Raw genomic sequence first — 21,749 nt, forward strand, 5'->3', positions numbered from 1 at the left:
CTGCTCAGGGTTCGATCCAGATCAGGCTCGCCATGCGCCCGGTGGTGCGGTCGCGGCGGTAGGAGAAGAAGCGCTCGCGATCGATCACGGTGCAGAAGTCGCCGCCGTAAACCTCGCTGATGCCGAGTGCCGCCAGCCGCTGTCGTGCCAGCGTGTAGATGTCGGCCAGGAACTTGCCCTCGCCGATGTCGGTGAAGGCTTGGGCGGCGGCCGGATCGTGCGCCATGAAGGCAGCACGTACCTCGGCGCCGACTTCGAAGGCATCCGGCCCGATGGCCGGGCCGAGCCAGGCCATGAGGTTGGCCGCCTGCTCGTTCATTGCGCTCACCGTGGCCTCGATCACGCCGTCGCACAGCCCGCGCCAGCCGGCATGGGCGGCACCGACCACGCTGCCGTCACGGCTGGTAAGCAGTACCGGCAGGCAGTCCGCGGTCATGATCACGCATACCGCATCTGGGGTGCGGCTCACGCTGGCATCGGCCTCGGGCGGAGTTTCGGTGACGTCGGCGGCGTTAACCACGCGCGTGCCGTGCACCTGGTTGAGCCAGGCCGGCTCCTCCGGCACGAAGCGGCGCAGCGTCTCGCGGTTGAGGGAAACATGCTCGGGCAGGTCGCCGACGTGGGCGCCGAGGTTGAAGCTGTCATAGGGCGCTTCGCTGACGCCGCCCTTGCGGGTGGTGATCAGGGTCTTGACCTTGGCCGGTGCCGGCCAGTCGGCCGTCAGCCAGTCGGGGTTAGTCGCGAACATAGAGCACCTCGACATCGTAGTCTCCGTCGTCCCAGTCCTCGTCGTCCTCGTCGAGGTTGTCGTGCTCGGCCATTTCCTGGGGCTGGCCTTCGCCGCCCAGTACCGCGAGCAGATGCTTCATGTCATCCGGCAGCTTGGCCTTCCAGGTCATCTCCTTGCCGGTAGCGGGATGGGTCAGGGTCAGGCTGTAGGCGTGCAGCGCCTGGCGGCCCAGCGCCTTGACGGCCTCTTCGATCTCGTCCGGCATGGTGTGGCGCGGGTTGCCGTAGAGCGGGTCGCCGGCCAGCGGGTGGCGTGCTTCGCGCATGTGCACGCGAATCTGGTGCGTGCGGCCGGTTTCCAGACGGCACTCGATATACGAGTGACTGGGGAAAGTGGCCAGCACGCGCACGTGGGTGATCGCCTGCTTACCGCCGAATTTCACCACGGCCATGCGCATGCGGTTGTGCGGATCGCGCCCGATCAGGGTCTCGATCTTGCCGTCGAACGGCACCACGCCGTCCGCGATAGCCCGGTAGATGCGTTTGACGCTGCGCGCCTGCATCTGGCGTACCAGCTCGGTCTGCGCCGGGATGGTCTTGGCCACCACCATCAGGCCGCTGGTTTCCTTGTCGAGCCGGTGCACGATGCCGGCGCGCGGCACGTGGGTCAGGGCAGGGCAGTGATGCAGCAGACCGTTGAGCAGCGTACCGGTCCAGTTGCCGGCCGCCGGGTGCACCACCAGGCCGGCAGGCTTGTTGATGATGATGATGTGATCGTCTTCGTAGACGATGGGCAGTTCAATCGCTTCCGGATGGTAGGCGAGCTGTTCTTCGGTTTGCTGGACGGCAACCTCGATGTGCTCGCCGCCCAGCAGTTTGGTTTTGGGGGCGGCAGGCTTGCCGTCCAGCAAGACGTGACCATCCTTGACCCACTGGGTCAGGCGGCTACGCGAGTAATCCGGGAGGAGTTTAGCCAGCGCCGCGTCGAGCCGCTCGCCTGCCAGAGACAGGGGAACGTCGAACTGTTGCGTCGCGGATACCTCGTTTTCAGAGATATCGCTATAATCCTCGGAGTCAAAGTAAGGATCGGTCATGAAAAGATACGTTGCAGCAATGTTGGTGGCGCTTAGCCTCGCCGGGTGTGCTTCCAATGAGCCGTATGATGAAACACGCAGTTGGACCGTTGAAAAACTCTACGCCGAGGCAAGGGACGAGTTGAACAGCGGTAATTATACCCGTGCTGTCAAACTCTACGAAACGCTAGAGGCCCGTTTCCCTTACGGACGTTATGCCCAGCAGTCGGAAATGGACCTGGCGTACACCCATTACAAGGACAATGAGCCGGAACTGGCCATTGCCGCGGCCGACCGTTTCATCAAGCTGCACCCGACACACCCTAACCTCGACTATGTGCTCTACCTGAAGGGTCTGGTGTATTACAACGATGATTCCGGTCTGCTGGCCAAGTGGGCAGGCCAGGACATGAGCGAGCGCGATCCGCGCGCGACGCGCGAAGCGTTTCTGGCGTTCCGCGAGCTGACCAGCCGCTTCCCCAACAGCCAGTACTCGGCCGACGCTGCCGAGAAGATGAACAAGCTGATCAAGGCGCTGGGTGGGCACGAAATGCACGTGGCTCGCTATTACATGAAGCGTGGCGCTTACCTCGCCGCAGCCGGCCGTGCGCAGAACGTGGTAAAAGAATACGCCAACACCGGTTATCTGGAAGAGGCCCTGGCGCTGACCGTAACGGCCTACGACAAATTGGGCATGCCGCAACTGCGTGACGATGCCCGGCGCGTGCTGGAACTCAACTATCCCAAGAGCCAGTACCTCGCCAAAGGCTGGCAGACGGAAGAAATGCCGTGGTGGAAGTTCTGGAAATAATCCGGTTCGGCCGTTTCGGTTGAAGAAGACGGGTCGCAAGAGCGGCCCGTTTTCTTTGTGCTATGGCGCGACGGGCGTAGCCGGCGGGGTGGGCGATGCTGCCTGGTTTTGAGAACAGGGCGCTACGGGCGGGTGCAGCCTGAACGAGGGGCCAGGTGCAGGTTTGTCGGTAGCGGGCAACGAGTTGGGTTGGACAAAAAAATGGGTCGCATCAGCGACCCATTTCATTTTCAGCCGTCTGGCTTAGGCTTTCGGCTCGATGCCGATGATCTTGCCATGGCTATCGTGGTGTACCACGCAGACCGAGGCGGCGCGACCGGCCAGAATCTGCTGCTCGCCCATGCCGAAGTGGTTGGCGTAGCTTTCCAGCGTTTCCTGCTGATGGGCAGTGGCTTTCGGCTTGCGGGATGGCAGCTGCGACCACAGCAGCAGGGTGCCGGAGGTGCCCAGCAGTGCCACGACCGAATTCTCCAGCGAACCCGACGACCCGGTGCTCAGCGTCTTGGCCAGCAGTTGCTGGTAGCTGGCACCCCAGCTGGTGAGCCAGTTGGCGCCATTGACGATGGGGCGCCACAGGTACAGCCAGCCTGCCCATGCCACCGCGGTGGAAGCATTGGACAGCAAGCGCTGATGCCAGCGCAGGTGATGACGGGCGTTGATTATCAGGTTGTCAGGCATGGAGAATCCTCTTTTCGATTCGATCAGGCGCGAATGCCGCGGTCCGGGCTTACCCACCGGGCACGTTTACCTTCACCACGCAGCAGTACCTTGGGGAAGGCAACAATGGTTGAACCAATGTTAATGATCCAGAACACCAAAGGATACCAGATCATCCAGTAGTAGTTGCGTCCCAACCCTCTGTCGTAGTGGCTATCAAGCCACTTACTGACGGCAAATTGCAACAGACAGGTGGCCCCCAGGATCACACCGCTCCATTGAGGAATCAGCGGTGATCCAACATGGGGCAGCCAGCCGGTCGGCAGCAACAAACCAGCGGCCCAGATGATCACCAGAAGCAGCATCACGTAGGACCAGAACAGGCTCAGGCATAGTTCGAGCATCAATGGCCACAAATAGTTCTGGCTCGGGTGGCGAATGACATCGAGGTTCTTCAGCAGGACCTGGGCGCCGCCCATGGCCCAGCGCAGGCGCTGTTTCCAGAGGCCCTTCAGTGTTTCCGGCATCAGGATCCACACCAGGGCATTGGGCTCGAAGCGCACGTCCCAGCCGTCCCGCTGCAGCTTCCAGGTAATGTCGATGTCCTCGGTCAGCATGTCCGCGCTCCAGTAGCCCACCTGGTGCACGGCCGACTTGCGGAAGGCCGTGATCACGCCGGACACGGTGAACAGACGGCCGAAACTGCGTTGGGCGCGCTTGATCATGCCGACGATGGAGGAGAACTCGCCAACCTGTACTCGTCCCAGTAGCGTGGAACGATTGCGAATGCGAGGGTTGCCGGTAACGGCAGCGACTTCCGGGTCCTGCACGAAATGGCGCACCATCCAGTGCGCAGCATTGCGGTCGAGGAGGGCGTCGCCGTCGATGCAGATCAGGATTTCATTCTTGGCGAGCAGGCTGCCCGCCTGCAGTGCCATGGCCTTGCCCTGGTTCTGCGCCAGGTGCACCACGCGCAGGTGGTCGTATTTGGCGGCCAGGCGGTCCAGTACTTCAGCGGTGTTGTCCTTGCTGCCATCGTTGATGGCGATCACCTCGAAGTCGGGATAGTCGGTCGCCAGGGCGTGGCTGATGGTTTCCTCTGCGTTATCCCCCTCATTGAAACAGGGGATAAGGATGCTGACCGGCGGCGTGTCCGGCAAGGGGGTGGGCTGGGTGTACGGACCGTCCTTGCGTTCATGGCGCCAGTAAAACAGTGCGGCGCCGATCATCCACAAATAGGACATGAACAGCGGGTAGTAGAACACGAAACCCAGCAGTCCCTGCCATAGTGTTTTCAGTAATGCAATAACCATCAGTCTGCCTAGTGGATGTCCGGTGCGTTCGGCTTGCTGTCCAGAACCGGCTTGAGCACGGCTGGATCCGGATGATCGCGATGCAGGTTGTCAGGGTAGTAACCGACATGGCGTACACCCCAACCATACAGGGTTCGGATGGTGTCTGCCATTTCCTGGCTCGGCACCGGTTTGTTGCTACGCCAGTCGATGGCCTGCAGTTCGAATACCACCTTGTCCATGGCATCCGGGTGCTCCTTCACTTTATCGACTATTTCGTGCAGGAAAGCCATCGGATCGGCGGCGTTTTCCATGTACGGCATAGCCATGATGGCGGTGAAGTCGTAGTTGGCGAGCGAGTTGTCGAGCGATTGCGAGTACCACACTTCGGAGCGCGGATTGAGCGCTACGGTGGCGTAGAGATTGCGGGCCGTCTTCAATCCCGGCTGTTCCTGGCGCACGACGTCGGCCAGTTCCATGGCGAAATTGTCGAGGGTGTTGATCTTGAGGATGGTCCAGCGCCCCAGCAGATCGTCGTTGGCACGGATGTCTTCCAGCGAGGTCGGCAGGCCCCATTCCTTGTAAGTCTTCAGTGCCATCGGGCTGGCGTCTTCATAATCGGACAGCGTGACATCGTCGTGGAACAGCAAGCCCTCGAACGGTGTGGAACGGGCGAGGTCCTGGTAGATATCTCGGATGACCTGGCGCGCGCGCGGCGAGAACGGCGACAGGCGCGGATAGCCCATGACGAGGTGGTTGGCCTTGTTGGGAAGGGTGACGACCTTGTCGTTCGCTGCAGGCTCGGTTTTCGGCAGTTCGAAGGCCAGCATCGGCATCCAGGCGTACAGGCGTTTCACCTTTGTGCGAGTACGAATCTGCCAGGCGACGCGGTTGAACAGATCGGCGCGCATCGGCAGGTGGCGGTTCGGGAAGTACACCGCGTCGGCGGCGCCGTTGCCGTCCGGGTCGGCGTAGGCTTGCAGGTAGACGGTATTTACGCCCATGGCGACGATGCGGTCGAGCAAGCGGCCCAGGTTGTGCTCCTGCTGCGCCGGATCCGGGTCGTAGATGTAGTCCAGATCGACGTGCATGATCTTGCCCGGACGATCGTTGTCGGAGATGTTGGCTTCGCGGATGGCAAGTTCCTTGCGGAATGCGTCGAGCGTGATATTGCCCTCGATCAGGACGCGACGCAGTGCGTGCAGCGGCGTTTGTTCGTTGTTGGCACCGTCGTCCAGCGTCATGCCGATCGGCATGCCGAGCTGGCGGGCCACGTCGCTGGACGTGCTGTTGTAGCGGCCGTACGGCCAGATCATGATGCGCGGCGCCTTGCCGGTCTGCTTGCGCAGCAGGTCGCTATTGCGCTTCAGGTCGGCGTAGATACGCTTGCGGTAGCTGGTTTCGTCTTCGTAGCGCTTGAGCTCGGGCAGGTAGCGGCGTGCCGTGGCAGCCGGCTGCATATTGCCTTGTGGGTTGGCCAGAATGCCCTCGTGCATGTTGTAGGTGTGATTGGCGATTTCCACCAGGCCGCTTTGCGTCATGGCGCGCACGTCGTCCCACATCAGCATGACGTTGCGCGGAACGGGCTTGCCTTCGAATCGCACGGTGCCGTTGGTGTCGAGCCAGTTGCCGATGAGCGCGACCACGGCCGGTGCCTTGAACATCTTCAGAACCGGGAAGGCATTGGCGTACATCGAGCGGTAACCGTCGTCGAAGGTCAGCAACACGGCTTTTTCCGGCAGCGGCTTCTTGCCGCTGCGGTCGGCCAGCACGTCGTCCATGCTGACGAAGTGGTAGCCATTGTTCTTCAGCCAATCCATCTGGCGCACGAAATTGGTCGGCGCGACGGCAAAGGCTGGCTCGAGAGCGTCTTGTTTGTCGGCGATTTCGTGATAGGTAAGGATGGTCAGCTTGTTGTCCGGCGTGGCGGCCAGGCCAACGCTACTGAGCAGGCACAGCAAGAATCCCCACAGCAAGGGCATCAGTCGAGTGGTCATCAGTCGTTTTTATATGTCGGTTTAAGTCGGGTCAGCGTAAACGGTGCCGCTAAACTCTGTGCCAGAGGCGACAGGGGCCCGGAGGGAGTCCCGGGAGGCGCGTCATTCTATCAGGAGTGGGCGCGATTGCGAGCGGGAAAATGAGTTTATGTGCAGTGCAAAAGAGGCGCTGTGGTGGAAAGGGGACGAGCTGGTTTCGTTAAGCTTGCTGTAATCGGCCTGTGCGACGGGTTGCTTGGCAAGCAGTTGAATTAAAAGGGATAAAGCGGGGGTTTTCCCCGCTTTCGCTGGGCTTAGACGGCGTCTTCGTTGGTTTCGCCCGTGCGGATGCGGATGACCTGTTCGACCGGGGAGACGAAGATTTTGCCATCTCCGATCTTGCCGGTGCGGGCGGCATTGATGATGACCTCGATGGCGCGGTCGACCAGATCGTCGGCGATGACGACCTCGAGTTTGACCTTGGGCAGGAAGTCCACCACGTATTCGGCGCCGCGGTAGAGCTCGGTGTGCCCTTTCTGGCGCCCGAAGCCTTTGACCTCGGTGACGGTCAATCCGGTGACGCCGATTTCCGACAGAGCTTCGCGCACTTCGTCCAGCTTGAACGGTTTGATAATGGCCTCGACCTTTTTCATTTTGGGGTGCTCCTTGACGGCACGTGGGTTTGTTATGGGTGGGTAAATGGAAATTTTGCCAGGCATAACGGCTGCCGGCCTTAAGTTCCAAGGGTTTTTCCTGTATTATTACGCGCTTTCCTGATACTTGTCGCGGGTGTCGAATGTCGCACATTCTCAAGCTGCGGGGCGGTGTTGCCCTGTCCCAGTTCCGTTTGGACAAACTCCTGACCGCTGCGCGCGAGGCTGGTTTGCCTCCGCTCACGCTCAATGCCGAGTTCTGGCATTTTGTCGAAAGCGATCGGGCGCTCTCTGAAGAAGAGCAAGCGGTTCTGGCCAAGCTGATGACCTATGGCGAGCCGCCGCTCGCCACTGCCCCCACGGGCGAACTGTTCCTTGTCACCCCGCGCCTGGGAACGCTGTCACCGTGGGCTTCCAAGGCTACCGATATTGCCCAGCATTGCGGCTTGGAGGGTATTCACCGCATCGAACGCGGCACGGCCTTCCATGTCCTGCCTTCTGCGCCGCTTTCCGACGATCAGCGCCGTGTGCTGGTCGGTCTGCTGCACGACCGCATGACCGAAACGGTGCTGACCTCGCTCGACGAGGCCAATCGCCTGTTCACCCACGTGGAGCCGCAGCCGCTGACCACCGTGGACATCCTTGGCGGTGGCCGCGATGCGCTGGTGGCCGCCAACGGCGACCTAGGCCTGGCGCTGTCGCCGGATGAAATCGACTACCTGGTCGAGAACTTCACTCGCATGGGGCGTAATCCGACCGATGTCGAGCTGATGATGTTCGCTCAGGCCAACTCGGAACATTGCCGTCACAAAATCTTCAACGCCCAGTTCATCATCGACGGCGAAGAGAAGCAGAAGTCGCTGTTCCGCATGATCCGCGATACCCACGAGGCGCACCCGCAGGGCACCCTGGTGGCGTACAACGACAACGCCTCGGTGATCGAGGGTGCCGAGATCGAGCGCCTTTATCCGCAGCCGGACGGCCATCAGTACGCGTTCCACACGGAACAGACGCATATCCTGATGAAGGTGGAAACGCACAACCATCCGACTGCCATCTCGCCGTTCCCCGGCGCGTCGACCGGCAACGGCGGCGAGATCCGCGACGAAGGCGCGACCGGTCGCGGCTCGCGCCCGAAGGCGGGTCTGACCGGCTTTACCGTTTCCAACCTGAACATCCCCGGCTACAAACAGCCGTGGGAGGTATATGGCGAGGAGCAGGCCGAGTATGGTCGTCCGGGTCGCATCGCCTCGGCGCTGCAGATCATGCTGGACGGGCCGATCGGCGGCGCTGCCTTCAACAACGAATTCGGCCGTCCGAACCTGACTGGCTACTTCCGTACCTTCGAAGAGCTGTTCGAAGGCGAGATGCGCGGTTATCACAAGCCGATCATGATCGCCGGCGGCCTGGGTAATATCCAGCATCAGCAGATCCGCAAGAACATCATCCCGGAAGGCGCTCTGCTGATCCAACTGGGTGGCCCGAGCCTGCTGATCGGCCTGGGCGGCGGTGCTGCTTCCTCGATGGATACCGGTGCCAATAGTGAAGACCTGGATTTCGATTCGGTGCAGCGCGGCAACCCGGAAATCGAGCGTCGCTGCCAGGAAGTCATCGATCGCTGCTGGCAGCGCGGCGACAAGAACCCGATCGTGTCGATCCACGACGTCGGTGCCGGTGGCCTGTCCAACGCCTTCCCGGAGCTGGTGAACGACGCCGGCCGTGGTGCCATTTTCGAGCTGCGCAAGGTGCACCTCGAAGAGAAGGGCATGACGCCGATGCAGATCTGGTCGAACGAGTCGCAAGAGCGCTACGTGCTGGCCATCCTGCCGCAGGACCTCGACACCTTTACCGCCATTTGCGAGCGCGAGCGCTGCCCGTTCGCGGTGCTGGGAGTGGCCACCGACGATGGCCACCTGCAGGTGCGCGACGACGTCTTCGACAACAACCCGGTGGACATGCCGCTCAACGTGCTCTTGGGCAAGCCGCCGCGCATGACGCGCGACGTGAAGAGCGTGGACGTGCCGCAACGCCAGTTCAACGCCTCGGCGTTTGATCTGCGCGAATCCGCCTATCGCGTGCTGCGCCTGCCGTCGGTAGCCGACAAGTCGTTCCTGATCACCATCGGCGACCGCACCGTGGGCGGCATGACCGCACGCGACCAGATGGTCGGCCGCTGGCAGGTGCCGGTGGCGGACGTGGCCGTCACCACCATGGGATTCAACACCTATCGCGGTGAAGCCATGGCGATGGGAGAGCGCACGCCTCTGGCGCTGTTCTCGGCGCCGGCCTCTGGCCGCATGGCGGTGGGTGAAGCGCTGACCAACCTGGCTTCGGCCAACGTGGGCGACCTCGGCAATGTCAAGCTGTCCGCCAACTGGATGGCCGCTGCCGGCCACCCGGGCGAAGACGCCAAGCTCTACCAGACCGTGGAAGCGCTGTCCGGCCTGTGCCAGCAGATCGGCGTGAGCGTGCCGGTGGGCAAGGACTCGCTGTCGATGAAGACGGTGTGGGAAGAAGCCGGCGAGAAGAAAGCCGTGACGGCGCCGCTGTCGCTGATCGTCTCGGCGTTCTCCCCGGTGGAGGACGTGCGCAAGACGGTAACGCCGGAACTGAAGAACGACGCCGCGACCGACCTGATCCTGATCGACCTGGGTCACGGCCGCTGCCGTCTGGGTGGTTCGGCGCTGGCGCAGGTGTGGAAGTCGATGGACGGCAAGGCGCCGGACGTGGAGAGCCCGGCCGAGCTGCAGGGCTTCTTCAGCACCATGCAGTCGCTGCTGGCCGACCAGCTGGTGCTGGCCTATCACGACCGTGCCGACGGCGGCCTGTTTGCCACGCTGGCCGAGATGATGTTTGCCGGCCGCGTCGGGGTTACTGTCGACCTGCAGGAACTGCTGATCGAGCGCAAGAACACCCAGGCCTATCTGGACGACTTCGTGCCGCCTTCGGCGGAAGCCGCGGCGCACGGTCGCGTGATGCGCGTGCTGTTCAACGAGGAGCTGGGTGCCGTGATCCAGGTAGCCAAGGCTCACACCGCCGAGGTGATCGCCCGCTTCGTCAAGGCCGGTTTGGAACGCGCCCTGTTCGTGCTGGGTTCGGTGAACGGTGACGAGCGACTGGTGATCCAGCGTCAGAACGACGTGCTGCTCGACGAAAGCCGCCTCGATCTGCAGCACGCCTGGTCGGAAACCAGCTACCGCCTGCAGCGCCTGCGTGACAACCCGGCCTGCGCCGACAGCGAGTACGCCCAGCTCGACAACACCGCTTCAGGCGGCCTGTTCGCCAAGCTGTCGTTCGACGTCGACGCCAACCCGGCGGCGCCCTTCATTGCCACCGGTGCGCGTCCGCGCATCGCCGTACTGCGCGAGCAGGGCGTGAATGGCCAGATCGAAATGGCGGCGGCGTTCACCCGCGCCGGTTTCGACGCGGTCGACGTGCACATGAGCGACATCATCGGCGGGCGCGTGTCGCTGGCCGATTTCAAGGGCCTGGCGGCCTGCGGCGGCTTCAGCTACGGCGACGTGCTGGGCGCCGGTGAAGGCTGGGCCAAGAGCATCCTGTTCAATGCCCGTGCGCGCGACGAGTTCGAAGGCTTCTTCCTGCGGGCCGACACCTTCGCGCTGGGCGTGTGCAACGGCTGCCAGATGATGTCGAACCTGTCCGGCATCATCCCGGGGGCGCAGCACTGGCCGAAGTTCCACCGCAATGCTTCCGAGCAGTTCGAGGCGCGCTTCGCCATGGTGGAAGTCACCGCTTCGCCGTCGATCTTCCTCGCCGACATGGCCGGCAGCCAGCTGCCGGTGGTAGTCAGCCACGGCGAAGGCCACGCGGTGTTCGCGGAAGGCCATCAGCCGCAGGTCATCACCGCGCTGCGCTACGTCGACTTCGCTGGCCAGCCGACCGAGACCTATCCGCTGAACCCGAACGGTTCGCCGGAAGGCATCACCGGTGTCACCACCGCCGATGGTCGTTTCACCATCATGATGCCGCACCCGGAGCGCGTGTTCCGCACCGTGCAGAACTCGTGGCATCCGGCCGAGTGGAACGAGAACGGCGCCTGGTTCCGCATGTTCGCCTCGGCACGCAAGTGGGTGGGCTAAGCCCCCGGCAATCAGACAAAACGGACGCTTCGGCGTCCGTTTTTTATGCGCGGGTTGAACCGCTGGGCGGCACGCGGCGGAACGCCCTGATGCCACGGCGGTTTAGCGCCTTACGCGAGGCGGCTGTCCGGGCACTGGCGCAGCACGCGCCGGCCTTGTTCGATGATGGTGGCGGTCAACTGCCGCGCCAGCGCGACTTCCATTTGCCAGTGGTGCCAATAGAGCGGTACGTCGAGGTGCTTGCCGGGTGCCAGGTCGACCAGCCGGCCATCGCCCAGCCCCGCTTCCGCCATGCCTTCCGGAATCAGGCCGTAGGCGATGCCGGCCAGCGTGTAATCGAGAAAGCCTTGCACCGAAGGCAGGGTGAGCGCCGGGAAGTCGAGCGTAAACGCCAGTTGCTGCTGCAGGAATGCCTGGTGCAGGCTGTCCTTGCGGTCGAACAGCAGCGCCGGTGCCGTGCTCAACGTGGCGTGGCTGACGCCATCGGCAAAATAACGCTGGACGAAGTGTGGCGCGGCCAGGCAGAGGTAGCGCATCGAGCCCAGGTAATGGCTTTCACCGCCTTGGATGGTCTGGCAGCGGCTGCTGACGCAGCCGCTGACGTGGCCGCCGCGCAGCAGCTCGTGGGTGTGTTCCTGATCGTCGACGCGGATGTCGAGTAGCAGGCGCGTCGCTTCCAGTGCCGGTCGTGCCGCGTCGAGAAACCAGGTGGCGAGGCTGTCGGCATTCACCGCCACCGCCAGCGTCGAGAAGCCGGCGTGGCCGTCGCCGGCCTGCAGTGTTTCCATCAGCTCCGCCTCCATCAGCGTGAGCTGGCGGAAGTGCTGGATCAGGTGGCGGCCGTGCGGCGTGGCATCGACCGGGGTGGTGCGCGTGACCACCGGTTGCCCCAGGCGTTCTTCCAGTTGCTTGATGCGCTGGGAGACGGCCGACTGGGTCAGGAACAGCGCCTTGGCGGCCTTGTCGAAGCCGCCGTTTTCCACGACGGCGGCGAGAGCCTGCAACAGCTTGGGGTCGAGCATGTATCGGGTGTCCGGTGGCCTGGCGGGTGCCGGGCAAAGTGATGTTAATGGTAGGGTCTTGGCAAATCTGCTAGGCTCTAGCCCACACGGCAAAGACCGTGACGAACTCATGAAAAAAGCATAATAAGATATACGACCTGCTTCGGCCAAGGTTGGGGAGACAGGGGAGACTATGCAGACAAGCCATGGCGACGAGCCATTGCATTCACTCAGCCGACTGCTTGGCTTTCGAGAGGAAGACGGCGAGACCTTACGACGTCATCAAGACAAGCTGTTGCTGGGCCGCGAGGTACTGGGCAAGGAATTTTACTGGTACCTGCTGAAGAATCCGGAAACGTCGTCCTTGCTGCCGGCCATGAGCGGTGAGGGACTGGACCGTCTGATCAGCCAGCAGATGGATTACTTCGAGGGCGTGGTGTCGCAGCCGCTGAGCGCATCGCAGGCGGAAAAGGTCATCGCGCTGGGCCAGATGCACCACCGTATCGGCGTCAGCATGGTGTGGGTGGCGGGGGCGTACGAGCGTTATCTGTCCCACATGTTGAGCCGGCTCAACGACGCGCATTACCCGGACGAGGTGCGGCGGCCACTGACCCGGGCCATCCGCAAGCGCATCCTGCTCGACATGTTGCTGCAGTTGCAGGGCTTTCAGCAGTCGATTTCTGCCGAAACCCAGCTGCAGCACCGCCACATGCTCGACATGTCACGCATGTACGCCACCTTGAGCGGGGTGAGCCTGGCCTTGATTCACTCGCGCAGCCGCGACGAACTGTTTCACGCCATTTGCTCCACCTGCGTGGAAAAGGGCGGGGCGACCTACGCTGGCATCAGCTGGATCGATACCGCCACCAACCATCTCGAATACAAGGTCTTCGCCGGACCGGAATCCACCGATTTCATCCATCAGTTGTCACGGGCGTTATCGCTCGACCCATCCAACCCCTACAGTCGGGGCCCGACCGGTCAGGCGGTGCTCACCATGACGCCGCAGGTGGTCAATTGCTGCGAGGCCGAGCCGATGATGGCGCCCTGGCGCGCCTTGTTCGAGCGTGAAGGCATCAAGAGCCTGCTGGCAGTGCCGCTGTTCATGGAAGGCAAGGTGGTCGGGACGCTGACGCTGCACTCGCGACTGGCGGATTTTTTCGATCTCGACAAGGTGGCGCTGGTGCAGACCATGGCGAGCGAGATCGGCCATGCGCTGGAACGCCTGGACGCGCTCGATCGCAGTTCGCGCGCCGAGGCGCGGATTCGCTATCTGTCCGACCACGACCCGCTGACCGGGCTGCCCAACCGCCAGAACATGCAGGCGCTGATACAGGGACGCATCGAGCAAGGGGCGGGCTCCGAAGCGGTGGTGGTGATCGCCCTCGCCATCGACAGCTTCCACCAGATCAACGCCCGCCTGGGGCATGAAGGCGGCGACCTGGTGCTGTGCGAGGCGGCCCGGCGCATCGAGCAGTGCCTGGGCGATACCGGGCGCGTCGGTCGCGTCGGTGCCGCGCGTTTTGTCATCACCAGCGGCTACAACGACCGGCTGGAGAACCTGCTGGATCGCCTGCTGCAGGTGATGCGCGAGCCGGCAGAGTGCCTTGGTCAGTGGGTCGACGTACGTTCCAGTTGCGGGGTGGTGGTGAGCCATGCCGACAGCGACGCGGCGACGCTGTTGCGGCGTGCCGAAGTCGCGCTGGCCCGCGCCAAGGAGTCGGGGGGCAACCAGTACCGCCACTACGACCAGCGCATGGACGAGGAAATCCATCGCATCCACAGCTTGCGCGCCGCGTTTGCCGAGGCCCTGGCGAACAATGCGCTGGAGCTGTTTTACCAGCCCAAGATCGATCTGCGCAGCGAGGTTTTGCAAGGCGTGGAGGCGTTGGTGCGCTGGAAGCGGCAGGATCAGTTCGTGTCGCCCGGCGAGTTCTTCCCGGCGATCGAGCACACCGATCTCATGCGCGAGCTGGATTGGTGGGTGCTGCGTCAGAGCCTGAAGCAGATTACCGACTGGAAGGCGCGGGGCCACGTTATCAAAGTCAGCGTCAACCTGTCGGCGATGACGCTGAAGCAGGAGGGCTTCCTGCCCGGCATCGAGTTGCTGCTGGCGAGCTACCCTGACGCAGCCGGCCTGCTCGAGCTGGAAGTGCTGGAGAGCGTGTCGCAAAAGGAAGCGGAGCAGGTGGTGCACAAGCTGGAGCGCTGCCGCCGGCTCGGCATCTCGATTGCACTGGATGACTTCGGCACCGGAGCGTCATCGTTGGTGCACCTGCAGCAGTTGCCGTTCGACACCATCAAGATGGATCAGAGCTTTGTGCGGGTGCTGCTGGAGGCGCCGGGTAATGAGGCGATCATCCACAGCATGGTGGCCTTTGCCCGCTACACGGGGCGCAAACTGGTGGTGGAGGGGGTTGAGAGCAAGGCCATCTGGCTCCGGCTGTTGGAACTGGGCTGTACCGTGGGGCAGGGCTACGCGATTTCCCGGCCGGTGCCGGCCGAGGTGCTGATCGAATGGGCCTTGCAACAGCAGGCCGGTGCAAATATTAATATTTCTTATACAGCATAATATTTAGTAGTTTTATTTATTTTTGGCGCGGGGCTAAGCTGTCGGCAACTTTCGAATTCCGGAGTTTGCCATGTTCAACACACAGGTTGCCCTCGCCGCCTTCTCCCTGTCGCTCAGCCAGATCGTCGGCATCGGCCCGCAGAACGCCTTCGTCATTCGCCAGGGCATCGGCCATAGCCATGTCTTGCCGATCGTCCTGATCTGCATCGTCTGCGACCTGTTGCTGATCGCCGCCGGGGTGTTCGGCATGGGCAGCATGGTGCTGTCGATTCCCGGCTTTTTGCCTCTGGTGACCTGGACCGGAGCGGCGTTCATCCTGTGGCTCGGCATCAAGGCGTTCCGCTCGGCCTGCAAACCCGCCACCTTGCGCACGGAAGGGGGCAGCGTGCGCAACCGCGACGAGGTAATCCGTACGCTGCTGGCGGTGACGCTGCTCAACCCCTATGTCTGGCTCGACACCGTGATCCTGATCGGCAGCTTGTCGGCGGCGTACGGCACGGAAGCGCGGCTGTCGTTCCTGGCGGGCAGTTCCACGGCGTCGGTACTGTGGTTCGTGGCCATCGGCGTGTTCAGCATGAAACTGGCGCCGCTGTTCCGGCAGGAACGCAGCTGGCGTGTGCTGGATGTGATGGTGGGGGTCTTGATGGTGATGACGGCGGCCTCGCTGATCCAGCAGCACGGCTTGCAATATTTGTAATGCGAGTTGGGATGGCGTGGCGACTTTGACGTGGTGCGTTACCGTGGAGGGGTTTTGTCTGCCGGGTCGGTGCCATGAGCCCGCCGGAGGTGCCGCGATCCCGTCATGAAAATGCTTCGGCCAACCTGTAGAGGTTGGCCGAAGCATTTTGGCGTGGGTCAGATCGGGTTGTTGACCAGATCGTCGTGCGTCAGCAGGAAGACGAAACCGTCACCGCCGCTGGTTTCCATCCACATGAACGGCAGCTGCGGGAAGGCTGCCTCCAGTACGTCGCGGTTGTGGCCGATTTCCACCAGCAGCACGCCGTGTTCGGTGAGGAATTCCGGTGCGCGGCGCAGGATCTCGCGTGTGGCATCCAGCCCGTCACGGCCCGAGCCCAGCGCCAGTTCCGGCTCGTGCAGGTATTCGGCCGGCAAGTCGTCGACCGACTCCTCGTCCACGTAGGGCGGATTGGAGATGATGAGGTCGTATTTCTCTTCCAGACCCTGGAACAGATCGGTGTGGACCAGCTGGATGCGGTCTTCCAGGCCGTAGCGCTGCACGTTGATCGAGGCCACTTCCAGCGCATCGAGCGAGATGTCGACGGCGTCGATCTGGGCATCGGGGTAATGATGCGCCATCTGGATCGCCAGGCAGCCCGACCCGGTGCAGAGGTCGAGGGCGCGGTGCACCAGTTCCGGATGCTCGATCCACGGCGCCAGCGGTTCGCCCAGGAGTTCGAAGATGAACGAGCGCGGCACGATCACGCGTTCGTCGACGTAGAAGCTGAACTCGCCCTGCCAGGCCTCGTGGGTGAGGTAGGCGGCCGGGATGCGCTCTTCGGCGCGTCGCTCGATGATGTCGATCACGTCCTGGATTTCGGTCGGCAGCAGCTTGGCGTCGAGGAACGGCTCCAGGCGATCGAGCGGCAGCTTGAGCGTGGCCAGCACCAGGTAGGCCGCCTCGTCGTAAGCGTTGTCGGTGCCGTGGCCGTAGCTCAGTCCGGCGTCGGTGAAACGGGAAACGGCGAAGCGCAGCAGGTCACGCACCGTGGTCATGACGGTAGCAGCTTGGGCGTACATTGCGGGTCCTTTCAATGGGAAGGGGACAGGCAGCGGCGGCCACCTGTCCCCAGAATGGGAATGTCTGTTACGGCGACTCAGAACGGCAGCGGGGCCGACGTCGCCTGGCTCAGTATCTGGCGGAAGTCGTGCTGGATACGTTCCAGCGCCGCCTCGTTATCGGCCTCGAAGCGCAGCACGATCACCGGCGTGGTGTTGGAGGCGCGCATTAGGCCGAAACCGTCGGCGTATTCCACGCGCAGGCCGTCGATGGTGATGATCGATTCGGCGTTGTCGAAGCGCGCGGTCTGCTGCAGCTTTTCGATCAGCGCGTGGTTCTCGCCCTCGCGCGCCATCTTCAGGTTGAGTTCCGGCGTGGACACGGCATTCGGCAGCGCGTTGAGCAGCGCGTTGGGGTCCTCGACGCGCGACAGCACTTCCAGCAGGCGGGCGCCGGTATACATGCCGTCGTCGAAACCGTACCAGCGTTCCTTGAAGAACACGTGGCCGCTCATCTCGCCGGCCAGTAGGGCTCCGGTTTCCTTGATCTTGGCCTTGATGAAACTGTGGCCGGTGCGTGCCATGACCGGTTCGCCGCCGTTGTCGCGAATCCACGGCCCGAGCAGCCGGGTGGACTTGACGTCGTAGATGACCTTGGCGCCCGGGTTGCGCTCCAGCACGTCGGCGGCGTACAGCATCAGCTGGCGGTCGGGCCAGATGATATTGCCTTCCTTGGTGACCACGCCCAGGCGGTCGCCGTCACCGTCGAAGGCGAGGCCGATTTCGGCATCGGTCTTGGCCAGCGCGTCGATCACGTCCTGCAGGTTCTCCGGCTTGGCCGGATCGGGGTGATGATTGGGGAAGGTGCCGTCGACGTCGCAGAACAGCTGGCGCACGCGGCAGCCCAGGCGGCGGTACAGCACCGGGGCGAAGGCGCCCGGGACGCCGTTGCCGCAATCCACCACGATGCTCAGCGGGCGCTCCAGCTTGATGTCGCTGGTGATGCGGTCGAGATAGGCATCGACGATGTCGTGCGTGCGGTACTGGCCGTCACCTTCGGTGAAATCCTTGTCCAGAATGCGCTGGTACAGCGCCTGGATGTCCGGTCCAGAGAGGGTGTCGCCGGCCAGCATCATCTTGAAGCCGTTGTAATCCGGCGGGTTATGGCTGCCGGTGACCATGACGGCGGACAGCGTGCCCAGCTCGTAGGCGGCAAAATACACCATCGGGGTGGCGACACGGCCGACGTCGATGACGTCGATGCCGGCGGTGACGATGCCTTCGGCCAACGCTTCGCACAGTTCCGGCCCGGACAGGCGGCCGTCACGGCCGACCACGATGGCCTTGACGTTGCGGGCGCGGGCTTCGGAGCCGATGGCGCGGCCGATCTGGTAGGCCGTCTTGTCGGTCAGGGTCTGGCCGACGATGCCGCGGATGTCGTAAGCCTTGAAAATGTCTTTGGACAGTGCGCTCATGAGCTTGTCTTGTTCCCGGGGATGCAAAAAATGATGAGGCGACCGGTAGACCGGTCGCCTGGGGTTCAGGCTGTGAACGACTGGCTGAGTTGCACCAGTTGCTCGAGCTTGGCGCGGGCGGCGCCGCTGTCGATCATTTCACGCGCCTTGGCAATGCCGGCGGCCAGCGTGTCGGTGACGTTGGCGGTGTAGATGGCGGCGCCGGCGTTGAGCAGCACGATGTCTCGGGCCGGGCCGGATTGGCCGGTGAGCACCGCCAGCAGGATGTTTTTGGACGCCTCAGCCGATTCGGCGCGCAGTTGGTTGAGCTCGCACAGCTCCAGGCCGAAATCGCGCGGGTCGAGCCGGTATTCGCTGATTTCGCCATCTTTCAGTTCCGCCACCATGCTGGGGCCGGACAGGGTGAGTTCGTCCAGCCCGTCGCAGCCGTGCACGATCATGACGTGGCGGCTGCCGAGCTGTTTCAGCACGCGCGCCTGAATGCCGACCAGGTCGGGGTGGAATACACCCATCAGCTGGTTGTCGGCACCGGCCGGATTGGTCAGCGGACCGAGGATGTTGAAGATGGTGCGTACCCCCAGCTCCTTGCGCACCGGCGCCACGTATTTCATCGCGCTGTGGTGGTTGGGGGCGAACATGAAGCCGACGCCGATCTCGTCGATGCAGCGGCCTACCTGCTCGGCAGACAGCGCCAGGTTCACGCCCAGTGCTTCCAGCACGTCGGCACTGCCGGAGCTGGACGACACCGAGCGCCCACCGTGCTTGGCCACGCGCGCGCCTGCGGCGGCGGCGACGAAAGCCGACGTGGTGGAGATGTTGAAAGTGTGCGATTTGTCGCCGCCGGTGCCGCAGGTGTCGACCAGGTGCTCGCGCTGGGCGACCGGGACGTGGGTGGCGAATTCGCGCATCACGGTGGCGGCGGCGGCGATTTCCAGCACGCTTTCCACCTTGACGCGCAGGCCGACCAGGATAGCCGCCAGCTGCGCCGGCGACACTTCGCCGCGCATGATCTGGCGCATCAGATCGAGCATCTCGTCATAGAACAGTTCGTTGCCGTCGATCAGACGGTTCAGCGCGGCCTGCGGCGTAATCATCACGCAAACTCCTTGAGGAAGTTATCGAGCATCTGGTGGCCATGCTGGGTTAGGATCGATTCCGGGTGGAACTGCACGCCCTCGATCGGCAGTGTCTTGTGGCGTACGCCCATGATCTCGCCATCGTCGGTCCAGGCCGTGATCTCTAGGCACTCCGGCAGGGTTTCGCGCTCGATCACCAGCGAGTGGTAGCGGGTGCAGGTGACCGGGTTGGGCAGGCCACGGAACATGCCGATATCGTGATGCGAAACCGGCGACACCTTGCCGTGCATCAGCTGCTTGGCGTGAATGATCTTGCCGCCGAAGGCCTGGCCGATGCTCTGGTGCCCTAGGCAGACGCCGAGAATCGGCAGCTTGCCGGCAAAATGCTTGATGGCGGGAACCGAGATGCCGGCTTCGTTCGGCGTGCAGGGGCCAGGGGAAACCACCAGATACTTGGGTGCCAGGGCCTCGATCTGCTCGAGCGTGATTTCGTCGTTGCGAAACACCCGCACGTCCTGTTTCAGCTCACCAAAGTACTGCACCAGGTTGTAGGTGAAGCTGTCATAGTTGTCGATCATCAGTAGCATATGATGCCTCTAAGCCTTATATTTGCTGAGTGGCATTGCTAAATGGCCACTACGTTACTCACGTCCTTACTCACAATGCGGATCGGTGGGCTCAGTGATGCCGCACGTTGCTTGTCATTGTCTTTCCATTCGGCCCCACTGGCAACAGCGCCGATAAGCGCCTGGTTGGCAGAAGCCAGCCCGCGGGTGGACTTTCCGAGGGAAGGGTGGTGGTAGGTGCGGGGAAAATTCTCCCCCTTGATCAAACTGTAGATTTTGGTCTTGCCCATGGATACGCGCTCTTTGACCGCGTGGCTATCAGCAGTTGGTCTTGCATGGTCGTCTCCCAATGAAATGCCGGTTCTGCCCCAGCCGCGGTTCTCTCACAGCACCGCCGGAATAGCTGGGTAGTGGCCACGCAACCCTTGATCGATCCTTGGCAAGTGAGCTGCTCCGCCACCGGCCGAGTGGCGATCGTACGGATCTCGATCGTCTCATCCGGGTAGCTCGCCGCCAGCTTCACGACTCGGGTATACGCCAATAGGTTCAAACCGTGGCAGAGGAAGTCGCCGTATAGGCTTGGGAGGCCAACGTAGACTCGCGGATTGGGTTGGCCCTCCTTGCAGAAGTACCGGCTGAGTAGACGGGCCAGCGCCTTGAAGGCCTCCGCGGAGGGTTGGAGAGTAATACTGGCCGCGGGGCGGTCCGTTCCCAGTACTCCGGCCATCAGCAGGCCGGCTGTCTGCCTCAGGCGGCCATCTCCACCCGCGGGATAGCACAACCCGTCAGGGTAGGGGTCGTCGTTCCCCAAGAGCTGATAGAAAGCTCTGTTATGTACAGGGCTCAGCCATTGCGGCTCTGGCCACTTCTTGCTGTCCAACTTATTGGGGGCAGTTCAAAAATCGGCGCGTCACTCACTGAAGAAGCCCATAAGCCTCTTAGGTTTTAGATCGTTACAAGTGGGACGTACCAATCTGCCTTTCATAAGCGGTTCTATGATTGCTTAGCGCAGCGCGATCACTGCCTTGAGCATTTTCTTGAAGGTTTCGACCTCTTCCGAGGAGAAACCGGCGAAAACGCTGTCCTGCTGCTTGGCGGCAATCTCCCATAGCGTTTCCGCTTGTGCCACGCCGGCCTCGGTGAGCTGGTAGCTGCCGCCGTCATTGCAGACTAGTCCTTTGCGTTTGAGGATTTCCTCGGCTTGTTCTATCTCGCGCAACGGCATTGCCACCTCGCGCTGCACCGCCGTCATGCCCAAACCGGTATCGCTCTCCAGTACCATCAGCATGCGCGCCTCGCTGGTGCGCAGACCGGAGGAGAGCTGCTTGGGCTGGTAATTGGCCTGGTAGGAGCGCACGGCCTGTGTCATGAGGTAGTAGAGGTTGTTGCTGAGGCGGCCCTGGAAGGTGCTGGACGGGGTGCCGCAATCCTCCTCCTTCTTCTGCATGCGAGCGTGCGGCAGCACCATGGAGTAGGTGCCCTGGTGATAGACCAGCGGCGAGCGGCCGAAGTCGTCGAAAGCGACCACCTTGCCGATCAGAATCCAGTGGTCGCCACCGTCCACCTGCTGGTACTTCTCGCACTGGAAGCGCGCGGCACAGTCGGCAAACAGCGGGGCGCCGCCGGCGCCGATTTCATAGGGGATGCCGGCGAATTTGTCGTCCTTGGGGCGGGCGAACTGGTTGGACAAGTCGATCTGGTCAGCCGCCAGGATGTTGACCGCGAAGTGCGTGGCCTCATCGAACACGGCGTAGCTGCCGGAGCGCTTGTCGATGCTCCATAGCACCAGCGGCGGGTCTAGCGACACCGAGTTGAAGCTGTTGGCGGTGACGCCGACCTTGGCGCCGGAGGGGGTGGCCGCCGTCATGATGGTGACGCCGGTGGCGAAATTGCCCAGCGCGCGGCGGAATACGCGCGGGTCGAGGGCGGAGTCGGGGGTGGGGGTGCTCATGTTGTCTCCTGATGTAGGCGCCGGTATTCGAACTTGTGAAAGAAATCGCTGTGGGCGTCCCAAGGCCGCTTCGAGAGGCT

17 protein-coding genes are annotated in these 21,749 nt (G+C 62.7%); 4 read left to right on the top strand and 13 right to left on the bottom strand.

Translation table 11 applies throughout. From position 1 onward, the window contains the following. Window positions 1-4 precede the first annotated feature (4 nt). Both pgeF and rluD read right to left on the bottom strand, forming a co-directional pair. On the bottom strand, window positions 5-748 hold the full coding sequence (pgeF, locus tag FURADRAFT_RS10280; protein WP_008954080.1) for a peptidoglycan editing factor PgeF: 744 nt from the start codon (window positions 746-748) through the stop codon (window positions 5-7). Next, the gene (gene rluD / locus FURADRAFT_RS10285; protein ID WP_008954081.1) at window positions 735-1,823 is read right to left on the bottom strand and encodes a 23S rRNA pseudouridine(1911/1915/1917) synthase RluD; all 1,089 of its coding nucleotides are present in this window, start codon (window positions 1,821-1,823) and stop codon (window positions 735-737) included. The genes pgeF and rluD overlap by 14 nt, the downstream gene beginning before the upstream one ends. Between rluD and FURADRAFT_RS10290 the strand changes: the two genes are divergently transcribed. Next, window positions 1,822-2,613 carry an outer membrane protein assembly factor BamD gene (locus tag FURADRAFT_RS10290; RefSeq protein ID WP_040652720.1) on the top strand — a complete coding sequence of 264 codons (792 nt, stop codon included), beginning with the start codon at window positions 1,822-1,824 and terminating at the stop codon, window positions 2,611-2,613. The two genes, rluD and FURADRAFT_RS10290, sit on opposite strands and share 2 nt — an antisense overlap. Window positions 2,614-2,856: 243 nt before the next feature. On the opposite strand, the gene pgaD is transcribed toward FURADRAFT_RS10290, so the two are convergent. From pgaD to FURADRAFT_RS10310, 4 genes are all read right to left on the bottom strand, one after another. Next, complete coding sequence (pgaD, locus tag FURADRAFT_RS10295; protein ID WP_008954083.1) at window positions 2,857-3,291, bottom strand: poly-beta-1,6-N-acetyl-D-glucosamine biosynthesis protein PgaD; 435 nt, start codon at window positions 3,289-3,291, stop codon at window positions 2,857-2,859. A 23-nt stretch (window positions 3,292-3,314) separates the two neighbouring features. Next, a complete protein-coding gene (gene pgaC, locus FURADRAFT_RS10300) occupies window positions 3,315-4,583 on the bottom strand; it encodes a poly-beta-1,6-N-acetyl-D-glucosamine synthase (protein WP_008954084.1) in 1,269 nt (422 codons plus the stop codon). Window positions 4,584-4,591: 8 nt separating this feature from the next. After that, window positions 4,592-6,559 (bottom strand): poly-beta-1,6-N-acetyl-D-glucosamine N-deacetylase PgaB, encoded by a 1,968-nt coding sequence (gene pgaB, locus FURADRAFT_RS10305; protein ID WP_008954085.1) that lies wholly within the window; start codon window positions 6,557-6,559, stop codon window positions 4,592-4,594. Between the two features lie 293 nt (window positions 6,560-6,852). Further along, complete coding sequence (locus FURADRAFT_RS10310) at window positions 6,853-7,191, bottom strand: P-II family nitrogen regulator (RefSeq protein ID WP_008954086.1); 339 nt, start codon at window positions 7,189-7,191, stop codon at window positions 6,853-6,855. 143 nt (window positions 7,192-7,334) lie between these two features. Between FURADRAFT_RS10310 and purL the strand changes: the two genes are divergently transcribed. Then, window positions 7,335-11,291 (top strand): phosphoribosylformylglycinamidine synthase, encoded by a 3,957-nt coding sequence (gene purL, locus FURADRAFT_RS10315; protein WP_008954087.1) that lies wholly within the window; start codon window positions 7,335-7,337, stop codon window positions 11,289-11,291. Window positions 11,292-11,401: 110 nt separating this feature from the next. Here the strand turns inward: purL and FURADRAFT_RS10320 are convergent, their stop codons facing one another. Continuing rightward, the gene (locus tag FURADRAFT_RS10320) at window positions 11,402-12,313 is read right to left on the bottom strand and encodes a LysR family transcriptional regulator ArgP (RefSeq protein ID WP_008954088.1); all 912 of its coding nucleotides are present in this window, start codon (window positions 12,311-12,313) and stop codon (window positions 11,402-11,404) included. Between the two features lie 172 nt (window positions 12,314-12,485). On the opposite strand from FURADRAFT_RS10320, the gene FURADRAFT_RS10325 reads away from it, so the two are divergent. Both FURADRAFT_RS10325 and FURADRAFT_RS10330 read left to right on the top strand, forming a co-directional pair. Then, window positions 12,486-14,864, top strand: a complete 2,379-nt coding sequence (locus FURADRAFT_RS10325; RefSeq protein WP_008954089.1) for an EAL domain-containing protein — start codon at window positions 12,486-12,488, stop codon at window positions 14,862-14,864. 70 nt (window positions 14,865-14,934) lie between these two features. Continuing rightward, on the top strand, window positions 14,935-15,561 hold the full coding sequence (locus FURADRAFT_RS10330; protein ID WP_008954090.1) for a LysE/ArgO family amino acid transporter: 627 nt from the start codon (window positions 14,935-14,937) through the stop codon (window positions 15,559-15,561). Between the two features lie 158 nt (window positions 15,562-15,719). On the opposite strand, the gene prmB is transcribed toward FURADRAFT_RS10330, so the two are convergent. The 6 genes from prmB to FURADRAFT_RS10360 form a co-directional block, all read right to left on the bottom strand. Next, entirely contained in the window at window positions 15,720-16,622 is a 903-nt protein-coding gene (prmB, locus tag FURADRAFT_RS10335; RefSeq protein ID WP_008954091.1) for a 50S ribosomal protein L3 N(5)-glutamine methyltransferase, read from the bottom strand. 77 nt (window positions 16,623-16,699) lie between these two features. Continuing rightward, window positions 16,700-18,076, bottom strand: coding sequence for a phosphomannomutase/phosphoglucomutase (locus FURADRAFT_RS10340; RefSeq protein WP_008954092.1), 1,377 nt, complete (start codon window positions 18,074-18,076; stop codon window positions 16,700-16,702). Window positions 18,077-18,141: 65 nt separating this feature from the next. After that, window positions 18,142-19,170, bottom strand: a complete 1,029-nt coding sequence (trpD, locus tag FURADRAFT_RS10345; protein WP_008954093.1) for an anthranilate phosphoribosyltransferase — start codon at window positions 19,168-19,170, stop codon at window positions 18,142-18,144. Further along, on the bottom strand, window positions 19,170-19,739 hold the full coding sequence (locus FURADRAFT_RS10350; protein ID WP_008954094.1) for an aminodeoxychorismate/anthranilate synthase component II: 570 nt from the start codon (window positions 19,737-19,739) through the stop codon (window positions 19,170-19,172). The genes trpD and FURADRAFT_RS10350 overlap by 1 nt, the downstream gene beginning before the upstream one ends. 38 nt (window positions 19,740-19,777) lie before the next feature. After that, on the bottom strand, window positions 19,778-20,008 hold the full coding sequence (locus FURADRAFT_RS20555) for a hypothetical protein (protein ID WP_008954095.1): 231 nt from the start codon (window positions 20,006-20,008) through the stop codon (window positions 19,778-19,780). 713 nt (window positions 20,009-20,721) lie between these two features. Beyond that, window positions 20,722-21,669 carry a p-hydroxyphenylacetate 3-hydroxylase reductase component gene (locus FURADRAFT_RS10360; RefSeq protein WP_008954096.1) on the bottom strand — a complete coding sequence of 316 codons (948 nt, stop codon included), beginning with the start codon at window positions 21,667-21,669 and terminating at the stop codon, window positions 20,722-20,724. Window positions 21,670-21,749 lie beyond the last annotated feature (80 nt).

The sequence above is a fragment of the Pseudogulbenkiania ferrooxidans 2002 genome, assembly GCF_000174355.1.
GTDB classification, from domain to species: domain Bacteria; phylum Pseudomonadota; class Gammaproteobacteria; order Burkholderiales; family Chromobacteriaceae; genus Pseudogulbenkiania; species Pseudogulbenkiania ferrooxidans.

Excerpts from the sequence above, each read along its gene's own strand:
- FURADRAFT_RS10320 (WP_008954088.1), bottom strand. The coding sequence starts at position 12,313 with ATGCTCGACCCCAAGCTGTTGCAGGCTCTCGCCGCCGTCGTGGAAAAC.
- rluD (WP_008954081.1), bottom strand. The coding sequence starts at position 1,823 with ATGACCGATCCTTACTTTGACTCCGAGGATTATAGCGATATCTCTGAA.
- FURADRAFT_RS10310 (WP_008954086.1), bottom strand. The coding sequence starts at position 7,191 with ATGAAAAAGGTCGAGGCCATTATCAAACCGTTCAAGCTGGACGAAGTG.
- FURADRAFT_RS10290 (WP_040652720.1), top strand. The coding sequence starts at position 1,822 with ATGAAAAGATACGTTGCAGCAATGTTGGTGGCGCTTAGCCTCGCCGGG.
- pgeF (WP_008954080.1), bottom strand. The coding sequence starts at position 748 with ATGTTCGCGACTAACCCCGACTGGCTGACGGCCGACTGGCCGGCACCG.
- purL (WP_008954087.1), top strand. The coding sequence starts at position 7,335 with ATGTCGCACATTCTCAAGCTGCGGGGCGGTGTTGCCCTGTCCCAGTTC.
- pgaD (WP_008954083.1), bottom strand. The coding sequence starts at position 3,291 with ATGCCTGACAACCTGATAATCAACGCCCGTCATCACCTGCGCTGGCAT.
- FURADRAFT_RS10325 (WP_008954089.1), top strand. The coding sequence starts at position 12,486 with ATGCAGACAAGCCATGGCGACGAGCCATTGCATTCACTCAGCCGACTG.
- pgaC (WP_008954084.1), bottom strand. The coding sequence starts at position 4,583 with ATGGTTATTGCATTACTGAAAACACTATGGCAGGGACTGCTGGGTTTC.
- FURADRAFT_RS10330 (WP_008954090.1), top strand. The coding sequence starts at position 14,935 with ATGTTCAACACACAGGTTGCCCTCGCCGCCTTCTCCCTGTCGCTCAGC.
- trpD (WP_008954093.1), bottom strand. The coding sequence starts at position 19,170 with ATGATTACGCCGCAGGCCGCGCTGAACCGTCTGATCGACGGCAACGAA.
- pgaB (WP_008954085.1), bottom strand. The coding sequence starts at position 6,559 with ATGACCACTCGACTGATGCCCTTGCTGTGGGGATTCTTGCTGTGCCTG.
- FURADRAFT_RS20555 (WP_008954095.1), bottom strand. The coding sequence starts at position 20,008 with ATGGGCAAGACCAAAATCTACAGTTTGATCAAGGGGGAGAATTTTCCC.
- prmB (WP_008954091.1), bottom strand. The coding sequence starts at position 16,622 with ATGTACGCCCAAGCTGCTACCGTCATGACCACGGTGCGTGACCTGCTG.
- FURADRAFT_RS10360 (WP_008954096.1), bottom strand. The coding sequence starts at position 21,669 with ATGAGCACCCCCACCCCCGACTCCGCCCTCGACCCGCGCGTATTCCGC.
- FURADRAFT_RS10340 (WP_008954092.1), bottom strand. The coding sequence starts at position 18,076 with ATGAGCGCACTGTCCAAAGACATTTTCAAGGCTTACGACATCCGCGGC.
- FURADRAFT_RS10350 (WP_008954094.1), bottom strand. The coding sequence starts at position 19,739 with ATGCTACTGATGATCGACAACTATGACAGCTTCACCTACAACCTGGTG.